This window comes from Kluyvera ascorbata ATCC 33433, from assembly GCF_000735365.1.
Classification (GTDB): domain Bacteria; phylum Pseudomonadota; class Gammaproteobacteria; order Enterobacterales; family Enterobacteriaceae; genus Kluyvera; species Kluyvera ascorbata.
In genome coordinates this window covers 1-14,970 of record NZ_JMPL01000112.1, presented here as the reverse complement: position 1 = coordinate 14,970, position 14,970 = coordinate 1, and the positions used below count along the sequence as shown (strand labels likewise).

Below are 14,970 nucleotides of genomic sequence, written 5' to 3'. Positions count from 1 at the left end.
CAAGAAGCGGGTGATTTTTTCCAGGCCTGGTACGGCGGTGTACAACAGCGCGGCAAAGCACAGCCGGGCGAGAAAACCTTTCTTGATGGCATGGCCCCGGCACTGGTGGCGCTGCGTGGCCATGGCGACCCGCTTTGCGTGGCGCGAGAAGCGCTGCTAGCAGCGCAGCAGGGCGTGCAGCAGACCACCACGATGGTGGCGAAGCACGGGCGTGCGGCCATTCACGGCGAGCGGTCCCGTGCGTTCGTCGACCCGGGCGCGATGGTCGCCCAGCTTCTGATTCAGGGTTATTTTAACGTTGTTCAGGCTATGTACCCGGCAAACGGACAGTAAGTAAGGAACCGCAATTATGTTGAAAGAAGTGGTGAAAATCAGCAACCTGCACGGTATTCATGCGCGCCCGGCGGGCGTGCTGGCAAAGGCATGCGCGCAGTACCAGTCGCGGATCGAGATGATCTATGATGGCAAAACCATCAAAGGAAAAAGCATCATGAGCATTTTGGGTGCCGGGATCAAAGGGCGTGGATCGCTTGAGATCATCTGCAGCGGCAGCGACGAGCAGGAGGCGATGGCGAAGCTGAAGGTGCTGTTCGCCGAAGGCTTTGGTTTCGATTAGCCTCACCAAAACCGCCGTTAGCGCGGCGGTTAATCATGCTTACCGATAATAGACATTAGCAAACAGGTCGCGGTTATCATCCCCTTCTTTGAAAAGGCCTGTGTAGGAACCTTCGGGTAACAGCAGCGCTGTCTCCGGGCCATTGAGCAAGGTGATGGTTTTGCGGCCTGCCGACAGGATTATGGGCGGAGTGAGTGCGATCCCATCCACGTTAATTTGTGCAGATACTGGCGCGCCGGTTTCGCTGTAAAGCTGATATCTTCCGGTTAGCGGCACCTTGAATACCGTCTGGCGGTTTACGTGCAGCCGTTGCCCTGCCATCCGGATATTCGGTGCCACCTGGACATAGCTGTTGTCGATGGCTTCGGCGATAACAGAATAGATCTTAGTTAATCGGTTGGACCATAAAATAACTTTCGGTGGGGATTGGGTTAGCACCTGCCAGGCTTCGGAGCCTTTCCCTTCCCGTAGCGTCTTTAATACATACCAGTTATCGAGCCATAGGGTTGTCGGTTCCAGCCTGTTGGGTAACATCCCTATACCATCAAAGTATTTTTCATCAGGCTTGAGCAATGCTTCTGCTCGGCTAACTATTTCAAGCTGCTGTACATTGTCAATTTTCAGGTAGCTGAGATTGGTAAAGTAGCTTGAAAGTAGGGCTAATGCAGTTATCGTCAGGAAAAATAACCTCAAAATCGGCCTACCGCTATGGGTGAGGATGTAATCTAGCGGGGTGAGAGACCAAAGCGATATAAAGGGTAGTGCCATAATAAATACATAGGGCCATGGCTGGCTATGAGCGAACACCAGCGTGGTTATGACGAGCGAAAATATCAGCACGATACGTTTTTTTTCAGGTGAGACTCGAAAGCGTTTCACCGCGATTATCATGCCGCTAAAACAGAGTAGATAGAGAACCGTATTGTCTACCAGGGTTTGTAAGACATACGCGCGCAGTCCGTCATAGGCTTCGCTGCCGTTTACTGCTACTTCTACCGGGCCAAAAATCAAACCTTCAGCGATACGCAGCGGGTCGCTGCCGCCGAATATCAAACAATAGGCTAGTGCGGGAAGCATCCATCCAACGGTCAGGTAAAAACCGCGAACGATAGCCATGATGAAATCTTTGCGTAATGTAGCGTCCATCACTAAGCCAAGCCCTAGAGCCAGATTGAAGAAAGCTGATTTTTGGGTAATCAAAAACGCCATCCCGCTGAGGATCCCGGCGATGATAATGCTTCTTGCGTTGAGGGTAGTGCTACGCAGTATCACCAGAACGGCAGCCAGAGCGAAAAACAGCGCCAGGGGCTCTGAGCGGGTGCGGAAGATGCGCTCCATAAAATTCGTAAAGCACAGTAACACCAGAACAATCAGTAGTGAACGTAAACGCTGTTCACCCAAGGCCCGCGCGCAGGCGTAAACCAGCAGTAGGGTTCCGCAGGCGAGCAGAGCCGTTTGCATTCTCCCGACAAGAATAATCGAGGTTGCGTTCCAACCAATCAGGTGAGCCAGTTTATAAAACACGGCAAAGCCTACGGCCTTTGGCGGTTGAATGGTATCGAATAGCCCATTGGCAAAATATTTGGCGTAACCAAGCTGGGCGAACTCATCCATGACCAGACGAATATGCCAGGCAAAAATGAAAATAAGTGCCACTTTAAGGGCAATACTCATACCGAGGAGCAGTGTGATGCTCCGCGGATTATCGGGAAGAAAGTGCTGACTGGATGTATCCATTTTATTCTCTTCCGTTTTGATCCTTTGCCCTGACGGCATTTTGCGCCAGCCTGAGTATTTCCTGTGCCATGGTTTGCCAGCTATAGCGCTCCCTGGCGTAACGGATCATCGCTTCACGTTCGCGGTTGGTCAGCCGACAGCTATCTATTGTGGCAGAACAGCGCTGTGCCGAACCCTGCGGATCGCTAAGGTCGATGTTCACGCCACGTAGCCAGCTTGCCGCCTCGGGGTCCGCTCTATGTGCCGGAGCGCCGCAGACAACCGGTAGCCCGCATGCCATAGCTTCCTGAATAACGAGGGGATAGCCTTCACCGACGGTAGGTAATAGCAGCAAATCTGCGCCGCGATAAAGTTCCGCCAGCGCGTCGGGGGCCTGAACGCCAAGATCGTAAACGTTGTCCAACCCCCATTCTGCGGGCCTAAGTGGTCCGCTTCCGACCAGTAAGAACTGGCACTCCGGCCTGGCTGCTGCCAGGACGCGTAAGACCGCCAACCCTTTCTTTTCAACGTAGCGACCAACGAAAAGTATGCGCTGGGCACAGGGAGGGAAATGGTAGTTTGCCGATGGATTGCGCCTGGCTTCTATGGAGGTAGGGGGGTAAAAAATGGCGCTATCAACGCCGTTAAACAGCAACCTATAGGGATAGCGTGCAGGCGTTCCGAGCAGGTCGTGACGAACCGTATCGCTAATAAAGATTCGGACATCAGCAGCCCATAGCATGGGGCGCGTAACGACAAGGTTTGCCAGTTGCATAAGCAGACGCAGCGAGAGGGATTTGAAAGGAATCGCAGCAATATGCTGAATCAAAACAACGGGTTTCCCGTGGAGCTTGGCCATTATCATGCCAAGGATTGACGTCACATAAAGCGCATCGTGGATCACCACCACGTCGCTTCGGCGTACGGCATCTCTCAGCGCATAAATGGCCGCGGGGCCGGGTAATGGCATGGGCAAACCGGTGAGTTTTTCCAGCGGGTCGACGCATCGTAACGCGATGATTTTGATATCGCCGTCAGGTAAAGCATCGCCGGCACTGGCTGCCCATTGTGGCATTGCGCCCAGGCGGGCGAACCGACGACACAAGTGCCCGGCAACGCGTTCAATTCCGCCGCCGTGCGTCTCGTAGAAATGGCTTATCGTCAGGATATTCATGGTGATATTTTTTCCAGACGCATCGTGATTTCCAGGCTGTTAGGGAAGATGAGGGCATACGCGCCTTGACGATATTGCAACGGCACGGCACGCGCGGTAATGCGATAGCCGCTCTCGTTGGCTAGCGTTTCCCATTGCTGGCGGGAAAGGTAGCGTGCCCAAAGCATGCCACCGAATGGAATGTTGCCTATCGCATCCATCAGTGTGAGGCGCGCGTCATCCAACCTTCCACCGCTCTCATGGTCTTTGATGTACAGCGGACCATCTACGACTCGCGCTATTTCACTGAGTAGCCCGCTTCTGGCGGCAAGTGGGACGTGATGTAAGACGTTATTCAGCGTTGCTGCTGAAAATGTGCCATCAGCAAAAGGTAACTTAGCGCCATCGTATTGCTGTGTCTGAATACTTAACGAAGAGCAGAAACGGTCAATGAGGTCGACCGAGACAACTTCATCAGTTGGGAAAAGTTCTGCCATCGCTTGGGCAATCACGCCGGTTCCGCCACCCACGTCAAGCAAGCGTTTATGGTGCTCCTGCCAGACCGCGCCCAGACTGTTTAACATTGTTGCTTGGTAGAATGGGGCCTTTGTACGATACATCGCGAGATGACGTGACAAAATATTCTGTAAATGTTGTGGGGTAATGGGCGCGATAATCATATGTGTACGACCTTATTGCGGCCTGAAGTGTTAATCGCCCAGCGGCTAAGGAGAAAATTCAGTGCGATCATGCAGAGCGAAGCAAGCGGCGCGGCAGTGGGCATTGGAAATTCCAGCCAGTGATACCAAAACCAGGTGGTGACATAAGCCAGTGGGATATTCAGCAGCATGCCGAGGGTATAGCGCCCAAAAGCAGACAGTGAGAATGGCTGTTTGAAGGTGAATGTGCTGTGCAATATATAGCCGATAATAACGGTGATAACGAAAGATAACAGGACGGCTAACCAGAGCCCCGCGTAGAAACGCTCCGCCGCAATCATGATGCCGTTATGTCCGAGGAAGCAGGTGCCAGAGACGCAGAGATAGGCAAAAGAGGTTCGAATTTTCATCGTAGCAGCCTTTGTTGAGACAAGAAGACTGCTGATAAGGAAGAGGCGATGACCTTTCCCCCTTTCATACCGCTGACCCTTTTGTTGATATCTCTGAAACCTGTCGGTTCAGGATATCCAGCAGCAGCTGCAGTACGAATCCGGCCAGCACCATTAACACACCAGCGATACAAACGGTGCTGATGATAAAAACAGCATGTACCGACTGCTCCATTGAACCGCGGGTAAAAAGCCATTGAAAAGCCAAAAGGAGGTCGGCGCAAAAACCCGATATGGCAAGAGCCGATCCGCCGAAAACCAGCCATTCCAGAGGGTGCGATCGCCTCAACCAGCCAATCATCGGACTTTGTGCAACCGGGTGGTAAATGGCGATAGCGACCTTCGCTAGTACGCCTAGCAGAATTGAGATAAGACCAATCAAGGTTGACATGGTCGCCAGGGCCACGAAATGAATACCAAAATAGTACCCGTTGATTTCGATGGGGCCTGTGGCAAGCAGCGCAAGGCCGATAATTCCGAGCAGCAGCAGCGTCATCCCTGGGGCCAAATATAGCCTATCTGGAGCATGGGCAATGAGAAGGCGCAAGTGCCGCCAGCCATCGCGAAACGAGCGTAAATGAGGCGGGCGGTTGCGTTTGTCCGGATAGAGCTTGATCGGCACTTCACGGATGGTGAGGCCCGCACGATGCGCGTTGATGATCATTTCGGAGGCAAATTCCATTCCGGTTGCGTGGGCAGATATCTTCTGGAATGCCTCGCGGGTAAAGGCCCGCATCCCGCAGTGAAAATCACGAATGGGAGAGTGGTAAAGCAGCCGGGCGATGCCTGAGAGCAGCGGGTTACCCAGATAGCGATGCAGAGGAGGCATGGCTCCTGGTTCTATTCCTCCGGCAAATCGATTACCCATCACGAAGTCTGCGCCGCTTTCCAGTGCATCGACAAAAATATCAATCTGGCTCCAGTCGTAGGAGTCATCGGCATCGGCCATGATGAGATACTTACCCTTTGCCGCTCTGGCCGCCGCGCTTATTGCTGCACCATAGCCTTTGACGGGCTGGTGGATGACCCGGGCGCCCAGTGATTTTGCAATTTCAACGGATTTGTCCGTTGAACCATTATCCCCCACGATAACTTCACCCTGAATACCTCGACGGTTAAAGGCTGCCATTATTTTATTAATGCAGATGGCAAGCGTCATTTCTTCATTCAGACATGGAATGATTGCTGATATAAATGGGCGTGGAACAGATGAAGCTATGTCTTTGGAGGCTGAAATGGTCAGTTCCGGAATATATTTAAATGGCTCTGATAAAATACTCGAATGGTCCGGCCGATGTAGATTTGCTGTGTGCATAATATTAAGCTCCAATCCATGAGCATGATTCAGAGCCCATCCTAATGAGCCACTCTATTCGCAACTTTAACCAAAGGGCACTCGCACAAAGCCCGATGGGGCCTTAAAGCCCTGCGAAGTACGTATGCGCCCATGTTTAAACTGGCTGCAATAATAATGTCTATTAGGATAGGCTCTAACTATTTAATGGAAGTATTTCTTTTAATTCATACTGTAAATCAATATGCGGAAATCTAATCTATCCACTGATATATTATTTAATTGAATGATATTTATTAATTCCATTCAATTCTTAACTGATATTATATATTTGAAACTGGATTGAATCGTACAGGAGTGGTCGTTATTAAGTCCAGATTTTATTAGTTAAAAACCCTGGCTTTCGGCCAGGGTTTTATCAGTCGTCTGCTTTTGTTACTGCGGCAGAAAATTACAGCGTGATCACGTCGAATTCAACTTCGGTGTTCACGTCAGCGTCGTAATCCACGCCGTCGAGGCCAAAACCGAACAGGTTCAGGAATTCCTGCTTGTAGCCTGCATAATCGGTTTCTTGCGCCAGGTTTTCGGTGGTGATCAGCGGCCACAGGTCGCGACATGCCTGCTGAATGTCTTCACGCAGTTCCCAGTCATCCATACGGATACGCTGGTTGTCATCAAGCGCCACTTTATCGCCGTACAGGCTGGTGGTCATCAGACGGTTGATCTGCTCGATACAACCTTCGTGAATCCCCTGTGCTTTCATCAGCTTGAAGACCATGGAGATGTACAGCGGCATCACTGGAATGGCGGAAGAGGCCTGAGTGATGACGGACTTCAGTACCGCAACGTTCGCGGAACCGTTCAGCGGAGCCAGCTGGTTACGCAGTTCGCCTGCGGCGCGATCGAGGTCTTCTTTCGCTTTGCCCAGCGCGCCGTGCCAGTAGATTGGCCAGGTCAGGTCGGTACCGATGTAGGAGTAGGCTACGGTTTTTACGCCGTCAGCCAGCACGCCAGCTTCGCTCAGCGCACCCATCCACAGTTCCCAGTCTTCGCCGCCCATTACGGTAACGGTGTTCTGCACTTCTTCTTCGGTTGCCGGCTCAATGCTGGCGGTGATGATCTGATCTTTGTTGGTATCAATCGCTTTAGAGGTGTAAACCTCGCCGATTGGCTTCAGCGCAGAACGAACAATTTCACCAGTTTTTGGCATTTTACGCACTGGAGAAGCCAGTGAGTAAACGACCAGGTCGATCTGACCCAGATCTTCTTTGATCAGCTTGATAACTTCATCGCGGCATTCGTCAGAGAACGCGTCGCCGTTGATGCTTTTGGCGTACAGACCTTCACGCTTTGCTGCTTCATCGAAAGCGGCAGAGTTATACCAGCCCGCGGAACCCGGTTTGGTGTCCGTGCCTGGTTTTTCGAAAAATACGCCGATAGTGGCGGCACCGCTGCCAAACGCTGCGGAAATTCTGGATGCAAGGCCGTAACCGGTGGAAGCACCGATCACCAGCACGCGGGAAGGACCGTTCTCGATTTTCCCGTTTTGCTTAACGTACTCGATCTGTTTTTCCACGTTGACTTTACAGCCAGTCGGATGGGTCGTTGTACAGATGAATCCACGAATTTTTGGTTTGATTATCATAATGATGGCTAATTAAGTTTGTATTTTCGCTGTCAAGTGCGCAATGACACCGTCTGTTCTGGCTTGCTTAACGCGATGGTTAACAAGCCCCCCACTACAATGGATCGCGACATTATACAGAAAAGGAGCGCCAATACTGAATCTACCACTGATTTTAGCCGTCAGATGCCGGACCGCAGGACAGAAAAGGGCCATGCGTAAACATGGCTCCTGTGGAGGTTGTGCGCTATTGCAGGTTAGTTCTGGTGAGCAAACTCCGCCATAAACTGCAGGATCAGCGCCATCGACACTGCACCAGGGTCGCAGTGACCAATGGCCCGCTCACCCAGATTTTTCGCCCGCCCAAAGCGGGCAACCATGGCGCTGGTGCCTTCTGCGCCTGCCATGGCTGCCTGTGCGCAGTGGGTGAGCGCTTCCGGCAGTGGTAGTGCGATATCTGCTTTGGCCTGTTCGGCGGCGGCGGCCAGTGCATCCACCATTGTTTTATCTCCCGGCTCGGCACCGCCGCGTTGGTGGATGGCCTGCATGCCAATTTCTAGCCACTCGGCGAGGGTCGCGGCATTCAGCGCTGCGCGCCCCGCCAACGCTTTCCCCCCAGCGCGGAAAAGAGTGCCGAAAATGGCCCCAGACGCGCCGCCCATGCTGGTCATCAGGCGAGTACCGCTTTGCAGCAGAGCATCACCAATATCAGTGGCGGTAAATTCTGGTGCGGCGAGCAGCGTGTTAAGCGCGGTAAAGCCGCGTTTAATACCGATACCGTGGTCGCCATCGCCAATAACCTGGTCAAGCGCGGTCAGCCTCGGTTCGCTGGCGATCATCCCCTCAGAAACGTACTGCAGGCAGGCGATAAATTGTGTGGTGTTCATCTTAGTTTCTCCAGCCGAGGGTGCGGATTGGATGGTCATATAGGCGCTGCATCTCGTCGTCCAACCGCAGCATGCTCAGGGAAAAACCGGACATTTCCAGCGAGGTACAGAAGTGACCGACTTGTACGTCATAGGTCTTGATGCCGCGCGCCGTTAGCGCTATGCCGACTTTGCGGGTGACTACCATTAGCTCGGTGTTGCTTAGTGCGCCGAGGTTGTTGACGCTCACGCATACGCTGTCGCCCTGTGCGAAAGGTAGGTCGTTGCACAGACGTTCAATCATCATCTCGACCAGCTCATCAGACTGCGGCATTGGAATACGGCACAGCCCTGGCTCACCGTGAATGCCAATACCCAGTTCGATTTCGTTATCGGCCAGCGTGAAGTTAAAGGCGTCGGCCTGCGGCAGCGCGCACCCGCTCAATGCGACACCAATGGTGCGGGTGTTACGGTTGGCTTTTTTCGCCAGCGCTTCCAGCTCAGACAAGCCGTAGTGCTCGAACTGAGCCGCGGCACCGGCAAGCTTATATAAAAATGCCAGCCCGCCCACCCCGCGGCGGTCGGACATTCTTTCCGGTGGCGCGGAGGCAATATCATCCGTGGCGCGCACGGTGCGACACTCAATGCCTTCTTCTGCAAGGATTTCAGCCGCGATATCAAAGTTCATGCCGTCGCCGGAGTAGTTGCCGTAGAGGAACAGCACGCCGTTGCCCTGATGAACAGCCCGACTGGCTTCAATGATTTGGTCGGGAGAGGGGGAGGTGAAGACTTCGCCCAGCGCGCAGGCATCGATGCCGCCTTCGCCGACGAACCCGGCAAACGTCGGCTCATGGCCGCTGCCGCCGCCGCTGACGATAACGGTCTGGCCATTCTGTGCCATCGTACGGTAAACCGCGCAGTAGTCTGGCAGGGCGTGGATCTTTCCGCGCCCGGCGTACACCAGCCCTTCCATGATTTCGCTACGAATATTATCGGTGTTGTTGAAGATCTTTTTGGGTTTCAGCATCGTCACTCCCTCTTGTAAGGTCCGGTTTCTTTAGTGACGATTTTACCTGCGGAGCTTGTTTACACCTGGCACCTTTGATACCAATTAATCTCCCGAACCAGGGGCATGACTGGGGGCTGGATGTATCAATGCTATTCTGTGATTTTGCGTTCTAACACAATCTTCCAGAATGCATCCACCAATGGTTCATGTAGCCGCTTTTTCTGCACGCAGACGCCTAGCTCGAACGGGGTCTTCTCATCACTGCGCTCTAAAATCATCACGCGGTTACGCACCGGCTCCGGGCTATTTTCCAGCACGATTTCGGGAATCAGCGCCACGCCACAGCCCAGCGCCACCATCGACACCATCGCCTCGTGGCCGCCCACGGTGGCGTAAATCGACGGGTTGCTGATTTTATGGCGACGGAACCACAGCTCAATGCGGCGACGCACCGGCCCCTGGTCGGCCATGATAAACGGCACCGTTGACCAGTCTGGCTCATCCACCGAAATCTGGTTGCGTACCGGGCAGGGCAGCGCTGGGGCAATCAGCACCACGGCCAAATTTTCCAGCATGGAAAATGCCACCGCGCCGGGCAATGTCTCGGGCTTGCCGGCAATTGCCAGATCTGCCTCGCCGGTGACGACTTTTTCCATTGCATCGGCCGCGTCACCGGTGGTGAGCTTGATTTCAACCGAAGGATGCTCGGCGCGAAAACGGTCGAGGATTGGCGGTAGGTGGCTATAAGCCGCGGTAACCGAGCAGAAGATATGCAGCTCGCCGGAAAGAGACGGCCCCTGCTGATCGAGGGTATGGCGCAGCTGCTGATACTGTAACAGCGTCTGCTGGGCAAACACGCGCAGCTCCTCACCGGCTTCGGTGAGCGTCACCGTGCGGTTATCGCGGACAAACAGCGGCTGGCCGAGGTCCTCTTCAAGGCGCTGAATTTGCCGGGAGAGCGTGGAGGGGCTGACGTGCATCGCCCGCGCGCTGCGGCCAAAATGGCGGCTTTCCGCCAGATGCAGGAACATTTTCAGATCGCGTAAATCCACAGACGAGTCTCCGGTTTTTGACGTTGCATAAATTGCAATATGACGTTGTGAATATATCAATTTCCGCAATAAATTTCCTGTTGTAATGTGGGTTCATTCTCGCTGAAACGCGAACCGAACAATAAGACACACAACATCACGGAGTACACCATCATGGCTAACTACTTTAATACACTGAATCTGCGTCAGCAGCTGGCTCAGCTGGGCAAATGTCGCTTCATGGGCCGCGAAGAATTCGCCGACGGCGCAAGCTACCTTCAGGGTAAAAAAGTGGTCATCGTCGGCTGTGGCGCTCAGGGCCTGAACCAGGGCCTGAACATGCGTGACTCCGGTCTGGATATCTCCTACGCCCTGCGTAAAGAAGCGATCGCTGAGAAACGTGCTTCCTGGCGTAAAGCGACCGAAAACGGCTTCAAAGTCGGTACCTACGAAGAGCTGATCCCGCAGGCTGACCTGGTGGTTAACCTGACGCCAGACAAACAGCACTCCGACGTTGTGCGTTCCGTACAGCCGCTGATGAAAGACGGCGCGGCGCTGGGTTACTCCCACGGTTTCAACATCGTCGAAGTGGGCGAGCAGATCCGTAAAGACATCACCGTTGTGATGGTGGCACCGAAGTGCCCGGGTACCGAAGTGCGTGAAGAATACAAACGTGGTTTCGGTGTTCCAACCCTTATCGCAGTTCACCCGGAAAACGATCCAAAAGGCGAAGGCATGGCGATCGCTAAAGCCTGGGCTGCGGCAACCGGTGGTCACCGTGCTGGCGTACTGGAATCCTCCTTCGTTGCAGAAGTGAAATCTGACCTGATGGGCGAGCAGACTATCCTGTGCGGTATGTTGCAGGCTGGTTCTCTGCTGTGCTTTGACAAGCTGGTGGCTGAAGGCACCGACGCCGCTTACGCAGAAAAACTGATTCAGTTCGGCTGGGAAACCATCACCGAAGCGCTGAAGCAGGGCGGCATCACGCTGATGATGGACCGTCTGTCTAACCCGGCGAAACTGCGCGCTTATGCGCTGTCCGAACAGCTGAAAGAGATCATGGCGCCGCTGTTCCAGAAACACATGGACGACATCATCTCCGGTGAATTCTCCTCCGGCATGATGGCTGACTGGGCTAACGACGATAAGAAACTGCTGACCTGGCGTGAAGAGACCGGTAAAACCGCGTTCGAAACCGCACCGCAGTTTGAAGGCAAAATCGGCGAGCAAGAGTACTTCGATAAAGGCGTTCTGATGATTGCGATGGTGAAAGCGGGCGTTGAGCTGGCGTTCGAAACCATGGTTGATTCTGGCATCATCGAAGAGTCTGCTTACTACGAATCACTGCATGAACTGCCGCTGATCGCGAACACCATCGCCCGTAAGCGTCTGTACGAAATGAACGTGGTTATCTCCGATACCGCAGAATACGGTAACTACCTGTTCTCTTATGCTTGCGTACCGCTGCTGAAAGAGTTCATGACCACGCTGCAGACCGGTGACCTGGGCAAAGCGATTGCCGAAGGTGCGGTAGATAACGCCCAACTGCGCGACGTGAACGAAGCGGTTCGTGGCCACGCTATCGAGCAGGTTGGTAAGAAACTGCGCGGCTACATGACCGATATGAAGCGTATCGCAGTAGCAGGCTAATAAAACCTCGTTATCATCCGGCCCGGTCAGCGCCTCGCTACCGGGCCGTTTTTTTATCTGCGCTTGACGGGATCGCTGAGTCCACTCTCTCATCATCTAAATTCATCTAGTTATCATGCTGATAGCTTTTATTCGTACAGATTATTTTTTCTGGGATTGCTCACACTCATCTTATGTAATATTGTAAGTTACATGAAAACAAACAACTCATTCTCAGCGACGCTGCACATCCTGCTTCATCTGGAGCAGATGGACAAACCTCTGACATCCGAACAGATGGCCGCCTTTATCGACGGCAATCCGGCATTCATCCGCAAGCTGCTTGCCGGGCTCAGGGAAAACAACATTGTCTGTGCCACGAAGGGGCACCACGGCGGCTGGCGGCTGTGCCGGCCGGTCAGTGAAATCACGCTTTACGATATCTACATGGCGCTCGGCGAACCGGCGCTGTTTGCGCTGGGCAACCGCAGCGAAAACCCGCAGTGCCTGGTGGAACAGGGGGTAAACCGGGTGATGTCAGAGACGCTCGCCGATGCGCAAACGCTGATCCTCGATCGCTTTAAGCGCCTGACGCTACGGGATATCGGCAGCGAATTTATTAGCTACTTCAACGACAAAGGCCACGACCATGATTGAAAATTTAACCACCTGCCTGATGATTGCGATGGCGGCGAGCAGTATTTCGATGACGGTGACGCAGACGGAGCTGTTTGCCGCGTTTCGTGAATGGACGACCAAAAAGAACGCGCTGATGGGGCACTTGTTCCACTGTTTTTACTGCCTAAGTCACTGGGTGGTATTTGGCGGGATGGCGGTATATCGCCCGGCGCTGTTGAACAGCGGCTTTGCGCTGATTGACTGGGTGATGACGGCGTTTATCGTGATTACTATCACCACGCTGATTAACGGCTTGATGTTTAAGGTGTTCCAGGCGGCGGTTAGCACCCATGTGATGAAACATAACGCCCAGCAGACGCTGCAATCGCAGAAATAAAAAAACCGGCGTCGCTTTGCTCGGCTACAAACGACCGGTAGCCAGGTCGAGCGAAGCGACGCCGGGATGCACCTTAGTTACGGTACAGCACTTTAATAATGTGGTAACCGAACTGAGTGTGCAGCGGGCCGGTTGGCTCCAGCACTGGACAGGAGAAGACCACCTTATCGAACGCCGGAACCATCTGGCCCTGACGGAATTCACCTAAGTCACCGCCGCGTTTGCCCGATGGGCAGATGGAGTGCTTCTTCGCCAGCTTGCCGAAATCGGCGCCGTTTTTAATCTGTTCCAGAAGATCCAGAGCCAGTTTCTCTTCTTTCACCAGGATATGCACTGCTGCTGCTGTTTTTGCCATGATCGAGCCTTTCTATAAGCGAGTCTGTAAGGCTGGCGATTTTAGCATGGCTTATCGCCGATACAGCACCTTGATGATGTGATAGCCAAATTTGGTTTTAACCGGCCCGAAAGGCTTAAGTAGCGGACAGCTAAAAACGGCGGCGTCGAATGGCCCCACCATCATCCCCTGCTTAAACTCGCCAAGATCGCCACCGTTGCGCCCGGAAGGGCAGCGGGAATAGCGTTTTGCCAGATGATCGAAGCTGATTCCTCGCTCCAGTTTGCTGAGGATCTCCAGCGCCAGTTTTTCTTCTTTTACCAGGATGTGCAGGGCTGCCGCGCTCTTTGCCATAAGGTCACTCTTATCGTTGGTTTGCTACCCAACACTTTACCATTTGGCGGGTAAATCTCAGCCTGACTTTCTGCTACAATCCACACCCCCGTGTTTACAGATTGAGCAATGCCCCTATGCGTTTAAACCCCGGACAACAACAAGCCGTCGAATTTGTCACAGGCCCTTGCCTGGTGTTGGCGGGTGCTGGCTCCGGCAAAACCCGCGTTATCACCAATAAAATTGCGCACCTGATCCACCAGTGTGGTTATCAGGCACGACATATTGCGGCGGTGACCTTTACCAACAAGGCCGCACGCGAGATGAAAGAGCGCGTGGCGCAAACGCTGGGGCGCAAAGAAGCGCGTGGGCTGATGATCTCCACGTTCCACACGCTTGGGCTGGATATCATCAAGCGCGAGTATGCGGCGTTGGGGATGAAGTCGAACTTTTCCTTGTTCGACGATACCGATCAAACCGCGCTGCTTAAAGATCTGACCGAGGGGCTGATCGAAGACGATAAAGTGGTGTTCCAGCAGTTGATCTCGACGATCTCCAACTGGAAAAACGATCTAAAAACCCCGGCGCAGGCAGCGGCCAGCGCCAAGGGGGAGCGCGATCGTATTTTTGCCCATTGCTACAGCCTGTACGACGCGCACATGAAAGCGTGTAACGTGCTGGACTTTGACGACCTGATCCTGCTGCCGACGCTGCTGCTGCAACGTAATGAAGAGGTGCGTGAGCGCTGGCAGAACAAGATTCGCTATCTGCTGGTGGATGAATATCAGGACACCAACACCAGCCAGTACGAGCTGGTGAAGCTGCTGGTGGGGCAGCGCGCGCGGTTTACCGTGGTGGGCGACGACGATCAGTCAATCTACTCCTGGCGCGGTGCGCGTCCGCAAAACCTGGTCTTACTGAGCCAGGACTTCCCGGCGCTGCAGGTGATTAAGCTGGAGCAGAACTACCGTTCTTCCGGGCGTATTCTGAAGGCCGCGAACATCCTGATTGCCAATAACCCGCATGTGTTTGAAAAGCGTCTGTTCTCCGAACTGGGCTACGGCCCGGAGCTTAAAGTGCTGAGCGCCAACCATGAAGAACACGAGGCGGAGCGCGTCACCGGCGAGCTTATCGCCCATCACTTCGTCAATAAGACGCAGTACAAGGACTACGCCATTCTCTATCGTGGCAACCATCAGTCGCGGGTGTTTGAAAAATTCCTGATGCAGAACCGCATCCCGT

General features: G+C 53.6%; 17 protein-coding genes. 6 read left to right on the top strand and 11 right to left on the bottom strand.

Features of this window, described 5'->3' with window-relative positions; genetic code table 11:
• Both GKAS_RS19325 and GKAS_RS19320 read left to right on the top strand, forming a co-directional pair.
• A partial coding sequence (locus tag GKAS_RS19325; protein ID WP_035896561.1) for a DAK2 domain-containing protein occupies positions 1 to 333 on the top strand: 333 nt, incomplete at its 5' end.
• A 16-nt stretch (positions 334 to 349) separates the two neighbouring features.
• A complete protein-coding gene (locus tag GKAS_RS19320) occupies positions 350 to 616 on the top strand; it encodes an HPr family phosphocarrier protein (protein WP_035896560.1) in 267 nt (88 codons plus the stop codon).
• Between the two features lie 39 nt (positions 617 to 655).
• Here the strand turns inward: GKAS_RS19320 and GKAS_RS19315 are convergent, their stop codons facing one another.
• From GKAS_RS19315 to ilvY, 9 genes are all read right to left on the bottom strand, one after another.
• On the bottom strand, positions 656 to 2,353 hold the full coding sequence (locus tag GKAS_RS19315; protein WP_035896559.1) for a DUF7055 domain-containing protein: 1,698 nt from the start codon (positions 2,351 to 2,353) through the stop codon (positions 656 to 658).
• A gap of 1 nt (position 2,354) precedes the next feature.
• Positions 2,355 to 3,506, bottom strand: a complete 1,152-nt coding sequence (locus GKAS_RS19310; protein ID WP_035896558.1) for a glycosyltransferase family 4 protein — start codon at positions 3,504 to 3,506, stop codon at positions 2,355 to 2,357.
• Positions 3,503 to 4,165 (bottom strand): class I SAM-dependent methyltransferase, encoded by a 663-nt coding sequence (locus GKAS_RS23480; protein WP_051910808.1) that lies wholly within the window; start codon positions 4,163 to 4,165, stop codon positions 3,503 to 3,505. Before GKAS_RS23480 ends, GKAS_RS19310 begins: the two co-directional genes overlap by 4 nt.
• Entirely contained in the window at positions 4,162 to 4,554 is a 393-nt protein-coding gene (locus GKAS_RS19300) for a GtrA family protein (RefSeq protein ID WP_035896557.1), read from the bottom strand. The genes GKAS_RS23480 and GKAS_RS19300 overlap by 4 nt, the downstream gene beginning before the upstream one ends.
• Positions 4,555 to 4,618: 64 nt before the next feature.
• Positions 4,619 to 5,908 (bottom strand): glycosyltransferase family 2 protein, encoded by a 1,290-nt coding sequence (locus GKAS_RS19295; RefSeq protein ID WP_081918583.1) that lies wholly within the window; start codon positions 5,906 to 5,908, stop codon positions 4,619 to 4,621.
• 430 nt (positions 5,909 to 6,338) lie between these two features.
• A complete protein-coding gene (fabV, locus tag GKAS_RS19290; RefSeq protein ID WP_035896556.1) occupies positions 6,339 to 7,532 on the bottom strand; it encodes an enoyl-ACP reductase FabV in 1,194 nt (397 codons plus the stop codon).
• Positions 7,533 to 7,768: 236 nt separating this feature from the next.
• Positions 7,769 to 8,398 (bottom strand): dihydroxyacetone kinase subunit DhaL, encoded by a 630-nt coding sequence (dhaL, locus tag GKAS_RS19285; protein WP_035896555.1) that lies wholly within the window; start codon positions 8,396 to 8,398, stop codon positions 7,769 to 7,771.
• 1 nt (position 8,399) lies between these two features.
• Entirely contained in the window at positions 8,400 to 9,404 is a 1,005-nt protein-coding gene (locus tag GKAS_RS19280; RefSeq protein ID WP_035896554.1) for a dihydroxyacetone kinase subunit DhaK, read from the bottom strand.
• A gap of 131 nt (positions 9,405 to 9,535) precedes the next feature.
• Positions 9,536 to 10,507 (bottom strand): HTH-type transcriptional activator IlvY, encoded by a 972-nt coding sequence (gene ilvY / locus GKAS_RS19275; protein ID WP_072011438.1) that lies wholly within the window; start codon positions 10,505 to 10,507, stop codon positions 9,536 to 9,538.
• An 84-nt stretch (positions 10,508 to 10,591) separates the two neighbouring features.
• On the opposite strand from ilvY, the gene ilvC reads away from it, so the two are divergent.
• From ilvC to GKAS_RS19260, 3 genes are all read left to right on the top strand, one after another.
• The gene (gene ilvC / locus GKAS_RS19270; RefSeq protein WP_035896549.1) at positions 10,592 to 12,067 is read left to right on the top strand and encodes a ketol-acid reductoisomerase; all 1,476 of its coding nucleotides are present in this window, start codon (positions 10,592 to 10,594) and stop codon (positions 12,065 to 12,067) included.
• 192 nt (positions 12,068 to 12,259) lie between these two features.
• Positions 12,260 to 12,703: an RrF2 family transcriptional regulator gene (locus GKAS_RS19265; RefSeq protein WP_035896548.1), complete on the top strand. Its 444-nt coding sequence runs from the start codon at positions 12,260 to 12,262 to the stop codon at positions 12,701 to 12,703.
• Positions 12,696 to 13,061: a hypothetical protein gene (locus GKAS_RS19260; protein ID WP_035896547.1), complete on the top strand. Its 366-nt coding sequence runs from the start codon at positions 12,696 to 12,698 to the stop codon at positions 13,059 to 13,061. The genes GKAS_RS19265 and GKAS_RS19260 overlap by 8 nt, the downstream gene beginning before the upstream one ends.
• Positions 13,062 to 13,134: 73 nt before the next feature.
• On the opposite strand, the gene ppiC (GKAS_RS19255) is transcribed toward GKAS_RS19260, so the two are convergent.
• Positions 13,135 to 13,416, bottom strand: a complete 282-nt coding sequence (gene ppiC, locus GKAS_RS19255; RefSeq protein ID WP_003017999.1) for a peptidylprolyl isomerase PpiC — start codon at positions 13,414 to 13,416, stop codon at positions 13,135 to 13,137.
• A 51-nt stretch (positions 13,417 to 13,467) separates the two neighbouring features.
• Positions 13,468 to 13,749, bottom strand: coding sequence for a peptidylprolyl isomerase PpiC (ppiC, locus tag GKAS_RS19250; protein WP_035896545.1), 282 nt, complete (start codon positions 13,747 to 13,749; stop codon positions 13,468 to 13,470).
• Positions 13,750 to 13,865: 116 nt separating this feature from the next.
• On the opposite strand from ppiC (GKAS_RS19250), the gene GKAS_RS19245 reads away from it, so the two are divergent.
• Positions 13,866 to 14,970, top strand: a 1,105-nt coding sequence (locus tag GKAS_RS19245; protein WP_035896563.1) for a UvrD-helicase domain-containing protein, incomplete at its 3' end; no start/stop codon positions are given.

Excerpts from the sequence above, each read along its gene's own strand:
- GKAS_RS19320 (WP_035896560.1), top strand. The coding sequence starts at position 350 with ATGTTGAAAGAAGTGGTGAAAATCAGCAACCTGCACGGTATTCATGCG.
- GKAS_RS19315 (WP_035896559.1), bottom strand. The coding sequence starts at position 2,353 with ATGGATACATCCAGTCAGCACTTTCTTCCCGATAATCCGCGGAGCATC.
- GKAS_RS19310 (WP_035896558.1), bottom strand. The coding sequence starts at position 3,506 with ATGAATATCCTGACGATAAGCCATTTCTACGAGACGCACGGCGGCGGA.
- GKAS_RS23480 (WP_051910808.1), bottom strand. The coding sequence starts at position 4,165 with ATGATTATCGCGCCCATTACCCCACAACATTTACAGAATATTTTGTCA.
- GKAS_RS19300 (WP_035896557.1), bottom strand. The coding sequence starts at position 4,554 with ATGAAAATTCGAACCTCTTTTGCCTATCTCTGCGTCTCTGGCACCTGC.
- GKAS_RS19295 (WP_081918583.1), bottom strand. The coding sequence starts at position 5,908 with ATGCACACAGCAAATCTACATCGGCCGGACCATTCGAGTATTTTATCA.
- fabV (WP_035896556.1), bottom strand. The coding sequence starts at position 7,532 with ATGATAATCAAACCAAAAATTCGTGGATTCATCTGTACAACGACCCAT.
- dhaL (WP_035896555.1), bottom strand. The coding sequence starts at position 8,398 with ATGAACACCACACAATTTATCGCCTGCCTGCAGTACGTTTCTGAGGGG.
- GKAS_RS19280 (WP_035896554.1), bottom strand. The coding sequence starts at position 9,404 with ATGCTGAAACCCAAAAAGATCTTCAACAACACCGATAATATTCGTAGC.
- ilvC (WP_035896549.1), top strand. The coding sequence starts at position 10,592 with ATGGCTAACTACTTTAATACACTGAATCTGCGTCAGCAGCTGGCTCAG.
- GKAS_RS19265 (WP_035896548.1), top strand. The coding sequence starts at position 12,260 with ATGAAAACAAACAACTCATTCTCAGCGACGCTGCACATCCTGCTTCAT.
- GKAS_RS19260 (WP_035896547.1), top strand. The coding sequence starts at position 12,696 with ATGATTGAAAATTTAACCACCTGCCTGATGATTGCGATGGCGGCGAGC.
- ppiC (WP_003017999.1), bottom strand. The coding sequence starts at position 13,416 with ATGGCAAAAACAGCAGCAGCAGTGCATATCCTGGTGAAAGAAGAGAAA.
- ppiC (WP_035896545.1), bottom strand. The coding sequence starts at position 13,749 with ATGGCAAAGAGCGCGGCAGCCCTGCACATCCTGGTAAAAGAAGAAAAA.